General features: G+C 66.7%; 10 protein-coding genes. 3 read left to right on the top strand and 7 right to left on the bottom strand.

The window, feature by feature from the left end; genetic code table 11:
* Positions 1-675 precede the first annotated feature (675 nt).
* Both ACWG52_RS39565 and ACWG52_RS39560 read left to right on the top strand, forming a co-directional pair.
* Positions 676-2373, top strand: a complete 1698-nt coding sequence (locus tag ACWG52_RS39565) for a hypothetical protein (protein WP_390141484.1) — start codon at positions 676-678, stop codon at positions 2371-2373.
* 518 nt (positions 2374-2891) lie between these two features.
* On the top strand, positions 2892-3281 hold the full coding sequence (locus ACWG52_RS39560; RefSeq protein WP_390141487.1) for a hypothetical protein: 390 nt from the start codon (positions 2892-2894) through the stop codon (positions 3279-3281).
* 79 nt (positions 3282-3360) lie between these two features.
* Here ACWG52_RS39560 and ACWG52_RS39555 read toward each other — a convergent pair whose 3' ends face one another.
* From ACWG52_RS39555 to ACWG52_RS39530, 6 genes are all read right to left on the bottom strand, one after another.
* On the bottom strand, positions 3361-3660 hold the full coding sequence (locus tag ACWG52_RS39555; RefSeq protein ID WP_390141490.1) for a hypothetical protein: 300 nt from the start codon (positions 3658-3660) through the stop codon (positions 3361-3363).
* Positions 3661-4403: 743 nt separating this feature from the next.
* Positions 4404-4784, bottom strand: a complete 381-nt coding sequence (locus tag ACWG52_RS39550) for a hypothetical protein (RefSeq protein WP_390141496.1) — start codon at positions 4782-4784, stop codon at positions 4404-4406.
* 30 nt (positions 4785-4814) lie between these two features.
* On the bottom strand, positions 4815-5261 hold the full coding sequence (locus tag ACWG52_RS39545) for a hypothetical protein (RefSeq protein WP_453129180.1): 447 nt from the start codon (positions 5259-5261) through the stop codon (positions 4815-4817).
* Between the two features lie 43 nt (positions 5262-5304).
* Entirely contained in the window at positions 5305-5811 is a 507-nt protein-coding gene (locus ACWG52_RS39540; protein WP_453129179.1) for a hypothetical protein, read from the bottom strand.
* Between the two features lie 109 nt (positions 5812-5920).
* Positions 5921-6325, bottom strand: coding sequence for a hypothetical protein (locus tag ACWG52_RS39535; protein ID WP_453129177.1), 405 nt, complete (start codon positions 6323-6325; stop codon positions 5921-5923).
* Between the two features lie 636 nt (positions 6326-6961).
* Positions 6962-7732 (bottom strand): transposase, encoded by a 771-nt coding sequence (locus ACWG52_RS39530; protein WP_453129176.1) that lies wholly within the window; start codon positions 7730-7732, stop codon positions 6962-6964.
* 246 nt (positions 7733-7978) lie between these two features.
* On the opposite strand from ACWG52_RS39530, the gene ACWG52_RS39525 reads away from it, so the two are divergent.
* Positions 7979-8206: a DUF6221 family protein gene (locus ACWG52_RS39525; protein ID WP_453129188.1), complete on the top strand. Its 228-nt coding sequence runs from the start codon at positions 7979-7981 to the stop codon at positions 8204-8206.
* A 12-nt stretch (positions 8207-8218) separates the two neighbouring features.
* On the opposite strand, the gene ACWG52_RS39520 is transcribed toward ACWG52_RS39525, so the two are convergent.
* The gene (locus tag ACWG52_RS39520) at positions 8219-8647 is read right to left on the bottom strand and encodes a hypothetical protein (protein ID WP_390141508.1); all 429 of its coding nucleotides are present in this window, start codon (positions 8645-8647) and stop codon (positions 8219-8221) included.
* Positions 8648-9302 lie beyond the last annotated feature (655 nt).

Genomic DNA, 9302 nt, shown 5'->3' with positions numbered 1-9302 from the left:
GGAGACACGACTGTGGAAGCTACTGCTCGGCGTCACTCCCAGTGCCAGGCCCAGGCGTGGCCCATGGCCGCCACCTGCGGTGACGGCGGGGTGGTACCGGTTGTTCGGGGACTGCGGGTCCGCGGTGGCCGGCTGGCAACGGAGGGAGGGCCTACCGCAGGTTCTTCAGCCTAATTGAAGCAGGTCAGAAGGGGTTTTGAGGGGGTGTCAGGTTGTCTGTAACGGTGTCTCAGGACCGGATATCGGGGTGTGGCCCCTGCGGGGCCGAGGTCTTACCGCTCGCGCTGCGCGCTCCCTCTCAGTAGCAGTATGCACACGGTCCCGCGGAGTGTCCACCCCGCCAGCCCCTCCCCCGACACGCTACACAACGTAACAACAACCCCGGACCAGCACCAGCTAGTGGTCTACACCAAAAAAAGATAGCCAACAAAAGAGAAACCACCAATTCCCGACCCACCCAAACCGACCCAACGTCAAATACCAAAAAAGAAACACCCCCTGACCGAATACCAAAAACGCAACCCCACAACTCCCCGCCAAAACGGCCCACATACCAAAAGCTCAAACGGGTGAATTGGGGGCTGCGAACCCCTTAAAGTTATATAACTTCAGCTAGGGTTGTTCTCAACGGGCCGACCGGATAGGCGGCCGGCCCGGTCCCCTCGGGAGGTTCGAATGTCTGCTCTGACGTCCGGTACGGCGGCGGTCATCCCCAGCAGTGCCGAGCGGCTGATCCGCACGGCCGAGGAGAACGACTGGCAGGCCTCCGCCGTGTTCGGCGCGGCCGGCTCGAAGGGCCGGACCGCGGACGCATGGGTCGTGGGGCTGGAGGCGTGCACCACCGCAGGGGAGGTGTCCCTGCTCCTGTACTGGGAGCGCGGTCCCAAGGGCTTTCGGTACGTGGCCAAGGAGAGCAAGGGCGTACAGGACGGTGCGCAGCTGACGGACATGCAGTTCAAGGCCGTGAAGGCCCTGGTGGAGGAGTCGGAGGTGACGGACCCGTTCGAGTACGGCGAGTGCGGGTGTGAGGACCCTGCCGAGCTGGAGTGGGGTGTGGAGCCGCAGGTGTGCATCGAACACGCTTACTGCCCGGCGCGGTTCGATGCGCGGAGCGGGTGGGGCTCTCAGGTGACCCGGAACGGGGATCTCGCCGGTTGGGGCGAGGACGGCGGTACAGGTGGCCAGTACAGCCTCCGGGTGGAGCAGGTCGAGGGTCAGGTGGAGCTCACGCTGGCGGACGTGATCCCCGCCGAGGTGCGGACGGCGGTCATCCCGGGGATGCCGGAACCTGTCGACGTCGGCGACTGCTGCGTCCCGGTGGCGAACGGCTTCAACGGCTTCTGTGACGCGTACGGGGTCCGCCTGTACCTGGTGGGCACCCGTCGGGACGGCCGGCTCATGTGCGCCGACCACGCCGCACAGCGCGCCGGAGTCCCGGTCAGCGCGCTGCCCGTGCTCGCCATGGACGCCGATGAGCGGCAGTACGCCGCGGACTGCATCGAGGACAACCGCCGGCACCGGGTGCTCCGTGGTGCCGAGGAATGGGCGGAGGCGCGCGAGGAGGAGGGGCGTTCGATCTCGCACGCGTTCGAGGGGTGGGCGGAGAAGCACTGGACGGGTGACGACTACGCGGCAGCGTACGTCGCGTGGCTGCACGCCACCGGGCGCGCTGCGGACCCCGTCCACGCGTGGGCGGTCACGGGGCCGGTCGACCGGGTGCAGCAGGCCGAGGTGCGGCTGGAGGCCGCGCGCGGCCGGCTGGCGACCGCGCAGGCCCTGCACGTCTCCGCGCAGCGCTACGGCGGAGAGACCGCGATGCGCGAGGCTTTGGAGCGGCTGCACACCGCGCACGCCATGGTTGCGGCCGCGGCCGCGGACCACGCCGCGGAGGAAGCGGTGCGCACGGAGGAGGAGTCCGTGCTGGACGCTCCGGCCGCCGTGGCCACGACGACCGGAGCGAGCAACCGGTACAGCTTCGGTCTGCCCACCGGTGAACTCAGCGGCCGCATCGTGCACGTCGACGGACACGTGGCCGGCCGCGTCCGCGAGTCGGGGCGCCACTGGTACGCGATCACCCCCGGACGGGATGCTCGGCCGGCCGAGCACGCGGACCGGGATTCCGCGGCCGCCCACCTCGTACGGTGCGCGGACCAGCGCGCGGCCGAGACTCGCCACCGCGTCCGGGCAGAGCGCGCCGCGGCCGCCGCCCACCGCGGTACCCGCGGCCCGGTACTCGGTCGGCATCGCACCCGTGACGGTCCCGGACCGTCACCAGGGCCGGAGCGTGGCCGAATGGAAGGACGTAGCGGACGGACACGCGGTGCGTGCCGTGCGCGCCGGACGGGCCATCCAGGCCGCGCGAGCCTCGCTTGAGAGGCCGGCCGTCCGGTGGACCGACACCCCCGAGACCACCACCCCCGGGTGGGCCGCGCCGGTCCTCCCCCGGATCCGGGAACTCGACCGGACCGCCCTGCGCCGCGGCGCAGTGGCTCAGGAGCTGTGGATGCGCATCGGGTGGGAGGCGAGCGACGCCGCCGAGGCCGGCGCGGCCCTCCCGGCCCGCCGCGCGGCGGAACTCGCCCACCGCGCCGCCGTCCTGGTGGACGCGTGCGAGCACGCCGCCGCCGAGACCGAGGCCTTGGCCACGCCCCCGCCCCTGCGGCCGATCCCCGAAAAACCAAGAAATTATATAAGTACGTTCGCCCCGTGTTCGGTTGCGTCGGGCACCTCGGCGAGGGTGGGAGCGCCGCCGCCCTGGCGCCGGCCCCGACCATCCGACCTCGCCCCGCATTCCCGAAGGGCGTCAAAACCAAGAAGTTATATAAGTTAAGGGGTAGGGTGGGGGCGTGGGCCTGATACGGTCCGCGCCCGAGACGAGAGGCGACGCCCGCATGGCCACCGCACCCCGCCAGATCCCCAAGACATATCCCGCCGGGACCGGCCGACCCACCGAACGCAAACTCACCGACGAGAAGGTCGTCCGCACGGTGAACGTGACCGGGACGGTGTGGGACGCGGGCAAGAAACGCGCAGGTCAGGACGAGGTCTCGATCTCCCACGCCGTCGGGCTGTTCCTCGAGGCCTACGCCGCCGACCTCCTGGACCTCGACGCCATCACCGCGCAGCTCGACGCGCTCGCAGCCGGCGAGGACCCCGCAGCCGTCTCCAGCCCCGGCGCATGGACGGAGGAAGCCCCCTCCGCCTTTGCCCCCCGGGGCTGGAGCAGCACGGACAACCTCCCGAGCGGGCTCGACATCCTCGACGCCGAGAACAGGCCCTGACCTGCACACTCGTACGCCCCGCCCGATGATCCGGGCGGGGCGTTTGTCGTTCACGAGGGGGCCGTTGTCGGGCCGCGGGTCAGTGACGGCGGACGGCGACCGCGACGCCGACCGCCGCGGCCAGAGCCCCCGCCACCGTCGCCACCGTCGCGATCGGCCCCGTCGGCGACGGATGGGCGACGCAGAGGTAGCCGGCCGTTGCGAGGACCAGGCCGCCGACGATGACCAGGCACAGCGTCAGGAGCGGGTCAGTGGCCGGCTGCTGGGGCGGCCGCAGGGGCTGCTGCTGCGGGGTCTGGGGCTGCGGGTCGGTAGCAGTGGACCATGAGGTTCCCTCCCGAAAGAGCGGCCACGGACGATCCGCGGCATGGCGCTGCACACCTCTCCGGGGGTTGCGTTCAGCGCACTCCGGTGAGGGGCAGACAGCACAGTGCGGAACACGGGGGTAAGCCCCGCAACCCCACCTCTGCGCAGCCGAGGAGTTCATTCGATGGTCTGCGGGCCAGCCGACCCGCAGACCGCCACGAAAACGTCCCCGCGCACGGCCGTGCGCGAGGCGGCCCCGGCCAACTGCCCCTGAGCCCCGCACAGGACACTGTCCCGGTGAACACTCGACGCGCCCTGGGCACAGGCCCCCGCACCTCCGCTACCTCCGCCGGAGCCCGCAGGGCCCGCCTCGCCGCCGAGGGCACCACGCCGGCTCCCCCGGCAGGGTCCGAGCCCGAGCCCAAGGCCGTACCCGGCCGCCGCACACTCGGTGAAGGCCCCACGCACCACTGACAGCGAGAACTTCGGATATGAGGGCGGCCCGGTGGTACTGCCCCCGGAAACCGGGCACCGGGCCTCACCCACGCACGCCATATCGGCGCGGGCTGCTGCGGACGGATACGCACGTCTTCGTCCTCCGGGTCGGCGAAACCCACTGAGTACCTAACCTGCGTTCGGCCCGTTCAGCGGCGAAGGCGCTCCTCGTGCACAGACTGCAGTTCGTTCTCATCGAAGTGCATCTCATCCCCCTGGCCTTGACTGGTTCTCGCCGAGGACGCCGAGGAGGAGGACCGATTGTCCGGGGGTCCACCCCCGCGGCGCCGACGTGCTGGCCGAGCTGGCGGCCAAGCGCGCCTACTGGGCGAGATACGAGAAGTAGACGACGGCGTCATCGAAGTCTTTGTCGCCTTCGTTCTCGGACCGGACGGTGATCACGGTGTAGGAGGGCCGCGTGGCCGTCGAGATCGTGTCCAGCCTGAGGACGCTCGGCTTGAACGTTTTGCCGCCGTCGTCGCTGGACTCCACGGTGACCGTGTATGTGTTGTCAGCCTGGTCCGTCGCGCAGCCGATTGTCCGGCCACACTCTCCGGCCCCGTACCACTGGTAGAGATACAGGAGGAGACCTTCCGGCTTGATCGTCACCCTCTGCGGATGTTCTGAGCTGACGACCGCCCGGATCTCCACCCGCGAGTCGGCTACAGCGCCGTCGCACTTGACCTGAACCCGTTCGGGCATCTGACACTCCCCTCAATCCATAATCAGGATTCAGGTCCAGCCCGCGCCGCCGCAAACCGATGCCGCTCCACCGCAAGCGCATCCTCCCCCTCTGAATGGCTGGTCGCCTTCGGAGGCGATCTCGCGAAGCAGCTCGGGATGGCTCTCACGAATACGGTCCAGGAACCCCGGCTCCGCCGCATTAATTGCATTCACGAGGTTAGGGCTTCCGTCTGGGTTGTCCCCAAAATTAATGGGAATCGGGAGTCCCTCTTCGAAATACCGACTGGAAACCCTCATGTTTTCAGGAAGTGGCACACCGCGCTCACGAAGGGCTACCGGGGTCAGGATCTTTGACCCCTTGGCCAAGCGTTGATTGAGAGGAGATTGCCTAACCTCTTGCATCGCCTCAACGAACCCCGGAGAAGTAAGAACTTCAATCATCTCCTGGGTCACTTGCTGAAGATATGTAGCATCGAAAATGTCATGGGAGGCCATTATTGATCCTTACGCTCACCTTTTCGAAGCAGGCGAGCCGAAACTAGGGTTCGCTGATTGCAACCGAACGAACCATGCCATTGTTCTCTTGAAGCTCAAAATGCGCATGGACGGACTCCAGATCATCTCCGTTCGCGATCAGTGCATTCTGAAGCGCCACAGGCATGGGCGCCCTCCATGCGACGTCACCCTCGCGAGATACATCTTCCTCGTCATAGGAATTGCTGAATGTTATATTCACATTCTCCCATGCTCCGTGATATTTCTTCGGCAGGAATTTCTTAACCGCGAAGAGCGTGGGTCGACGATCACCGAATGCCGACATTTGAATTAGAATTCCGGGTGGGATTTCTACACCTCGCTTGCGCATCTCATCCGGCCTGAGCAGAACTTCCATGATGAAAGCCGGCCGTTGAGGTTCAGGGAGATCCATGAGCTCCGCATGAACCTTCTTGAATGCAGGAGAGGTAACGAATTCGATCAGATCGTCATAATTCTTGCGCATTACAGATGCCAGCTCTGCCTGATTGAAGTCGAGGCCTGGGTACATATCCTTCTCTTTCTGTGATGGCCCGAAGGTGGGGGCACCCTAAGATCTCCGCGCCAATTTGGGATGAGAATGAGCGGGGTAGCGGGTGTCGAAAGACAGCACCTGGGTATCAGGTCCAACCCGCGCCGCCGCATACCGATGCCGCTCCCACGCAGCAGCATCCTCCCGCTCTAAATACTTGATCATCTTCGGAGGCGATTTCGCGAAGCAGCTCGGGATGGCTCTCACGAATACGGTCCAGGAACCCCGGCTCCGCCGCATTAATTGCATTCACGAGGTTAGGGCTTCCGTCTGGGTTGTCCCCAAAATTAATGGGAATCGGGAGTCCCTCTTCGAAATACCGACTGGAAACCCTCATGTTTTCAGGAAGTGGCACACCGCGCTCACGAAGGGCTACCGGGGTCAGGATCTTTGACCCCTTGGCCAAGCGTTGATTGAGAGGAGATTGCCTAACCTCTTGCATCGCCTCAACGAACCCCGGAGAAGTAAGAACTTCAATCATCTCCTGGGTCACTTGCTGAAGATATGTAGCATCGAAAATGTCACGGGAAGGCATGATTGATCCCCGCATCCGCCTCTAGCCATTCTGACGCCCCCTACTAACTAGCCTCCCCCTGTTTACCCAGCCAGGCAAACGGGATTATTTCTATCCGGATTCAATTTTTGAATTTTCCACAATCACGGCTGTGTGTCCCAGCCGCCAGTGAATTCGGGGTCGCCTCCAGGGTGCCCACAGCATCCCCGGCTCGCCGACCGCGGCTGGGCCGCGTTCCGCGCCCCAACTCGCCATGCCGGCGTGATCTGCGGTCGGCCCTGGACCGCGACGGCCTTGCGCGGACGGCTGCCGACACGAGCACGGGATCCCGGTGGCTCGGAACGGGCTGCCCCACCCACCCGCCTGAACCGCCGTCACCCTGCCCCTGCTGCACCCACCGTCACAGGCCGCCCTCTGAGCGCCTGTCGCAAAGCCTTGCAGCGAGGGACGCTCGGGCAACCTGTGCACCCGCGTATGAGGCGCCTACAGCCCCACACGGTCGGCTCTGGGCCAAGGGCGCGCCCGGCACCGGTATTGGGGCGCTGGGCTAAGGGCTGTCCCGTAAATGATCTTCGGATGCCTCGGGCGTGTCTGGCCGCCGTGCGGCCCGCTGACCTATCCGGCGAGGGCGAGGTTGTGCATCCGTGCGATGCCGAGCATGGCGTGGTGGACGCCGTCACCTCTGAGGCGGCAGTCGCGGAGGATCTTCCAGGTCTTCATACGGGCGAAGACGTGCTCGACGCGGGCTCGGACCTGCTTGTGGGACCTGCTGTGGTCCTCTTTCCAGGCAGGGAGTTCGGCCTGGCCCCGCTCGCGGCGATGTGGGATCACCAGCCCGGTGCCCGGATAGCCGCCGTCGGCGATCGTGAGTGTTCTGCCGACGGCGGCCTTGACGCCGGACTCTTCCCACGCCTTGCAGTCGTTGCGGTTCCCGGCGAGCGGCCGGCCGACCACGACGACCAGGCGGGTGTCGGCGTCGATGACGACCTGGTGGTTGGTGGAGTAACGATAGTTCTTCGACCGCTCGGCGATGGTGTGATCGCGGGTGGGGACCAGGGTGCCGTCCACGATGAGCACGGTGTCCTTGGCGAAACGTTTGCGGGGCTGCAGCGCGAGCATCGGTCCGAGGTGGTCGATGATCCGGTCCGCCGCCGACTTCGAGACCCCGAACAGCGGCGCGAGCTGCCGCATGGTCAGGTTCGTTCGCCAGTAGGCCGCAACGAGCAGGGCCCGGTCCTCCAGCGGAAGGCTCCACGGCCGGCCCCTGCGGACCGCGTCCGCACCCTCGCGCCGCAGAACCGTCACCAGCTTGCCGAAGGCGCGAGGGCTCAGTCCCGTGAACGGGGCTATCCAGGACGGCTCGGACGCCGTGATCACACCAGCCACGGCAAGATCATTCCATTGTCGAGCTGTCGGCCGGGTCCTGCCCCAAGCGTGGAAATCAGGCGACCGGGCCTGGCGCATCGTCCAGGATGACCCCATGAGCCAAGACCTTGTGACGTTCCTCCATGCACGGCTGGACGAGGAAGCCGACCTGGCCCGACGTGCGACGGTGACGGCTGCGGGGAGTGGACGGCTGACGGGCACACGGTCGACTTCTGCCAAGGAGAACTCTCCGGCTTCCATCCCACGATCGCCCTCCACGTCGCGCTGCACGACCCGGCTCGCGTCCTGCGGGAGGTTGAGGCCAAGCGACGCGTGCTCGCCCGACATGTGCTCAGCCCTGCCACGGGCGACCCCGAACTACCGTGGGACAACCGCGATGACTGCCAGTACGACGGCGAAACCTGGCCATGCGATGACCTTCTCGACCTCGCGTCACCTTACGCCGATCACCCTGATTACCCCCGACGCCCCTGAGGCGGAGATCGTTTACGGGACAGCCCTTAGGCGGGTCTTGATGAAGTCGAGAAGTGCGTCCGCTGCTGCGAGGGCGGCTTCGGTCTCCTGGTAGGTCGGGCGGTATCCGCGGTGGACGACCCGGTTGCGCAGTGCGGCCACTGCGTGTGTCCAGTCGTGGACGGGGCCGGGGAGCGTGCGGTTCCAGTCTCCGCCGAGCCGGGGTGCGTACTCGGTCTTCACCCGGGTGGCCAGGCCGCCGCCGCGGGAGAAGTCGAACACGGCCACCGCCTGCTCGACCGACGGTGCTTCCAGCTGTTCTTCCCACAGCATCAGCGACAGGGTGCTGGTGAGGACGATCTCGGCGTACATGGCGGCCTGGACGACAGCGTTGCGGTAGTCGCCGTCGCGGCGGAAGGCCCGGCGGGCTTCTGCGGCGCGCGTCGAAGGAAGTCCTTCCAAGCGGATCAGTGAGACCAGGCGTGCCCCTTCCCCCCAGGTGCGGCGGCAGCCAGCGGAGAGGCCCTCAGGACCGCCTCCTACTCACAGCCAATCGAAAACAACCCCCGATCGTTCAGGGCGATTTCAGAAAGTTTCCGGAGCAGGCGCATCCACTTCATCGCGCGCCCTCAAGCGCCCGCGCACACCCTGCACAGACACCCAGCTCGGAGCCGTACCCCCACGGACACTCTTGCGCCGCGACCGAGAAGGCCGGGACCGAATCCGATCGGCCGATGCGCCGTGCCGGCCCCCCACCCAGGTGAGTTGGTGCCCGGGCCCTGTCAGGGAGAACAGGCACCCCACTACACCGGCATCTGTGATCAAGAACCTGATGCGTCGCGGCCTGCCCGCCCTCTGCCTTTGCGCCCTGCCACTCCTCTCCTCCATCTCGACAGCGCACTCCGCCCCCGCGGGACCCGTCCGCGAGCCTGCTGCGGCCGGCCCGGCCGGCGTACGTGCTCCGCTGCCGCTCTACGAAGCGATCGACCAGCTGCCGGTGGCAGCCGAGCACTGCGACGGCTACAGGCGGGACCTCTACAAGCACTGGAACAAGGGCCTGAACTCGGGGGACGGGTGCGACACCCGCAAGGAGGGAGACCGGCGCCGATGTCGTCGA

The organism is Streptomyces sp. CLCI03 (assembly GCF_053615355.1).
This window is presented reverse-complemented; position numbering and strand designations above follow the sequence as displayed.

What these genes read in the sequence shown, in the direction of transcription:
- ACWG52_RS39565 (WP_390141484.1), top strand. Translation starts at nt 676, where the DNA reads ATGTCTGCTCTGACGTCCGGTACGGCGGCGGTCATCCCCAGCAGTGCC.
- ACWG52_RS39545 (WP_453129180.1), bottom strand. Translation starts at nt 5,261, where the DNA reads ATGGCCTCCCATGACATTTTCGATGCTACATATCTTCAGCAAGTGACC.
- ACWG52_RS39550 (WP_390141496.1), bottom strand. Translation starts at nt 4,784, where the DNA reads ATGCCCGAACGGGTTCAGGTCAAGTGCGACGGCGCTGTAGCCGACTCG.
- ACWG52_RS39560 (WP_390141487.1), top strand. Translation starts at nt 2,892, where the DNA reads ATGGCCACCGCACCCCGCCAGATCCCCAAGACATATCCCGCCGGGACC.
- ACWG52_RS39540 (WP_453129179.1), bottom strand. Translation starts at nt 5,811, where the DNA reads ATGTACCCAGGCCTCGACTTCAATCAGGCAGAGCTGGCATCTGTAATG.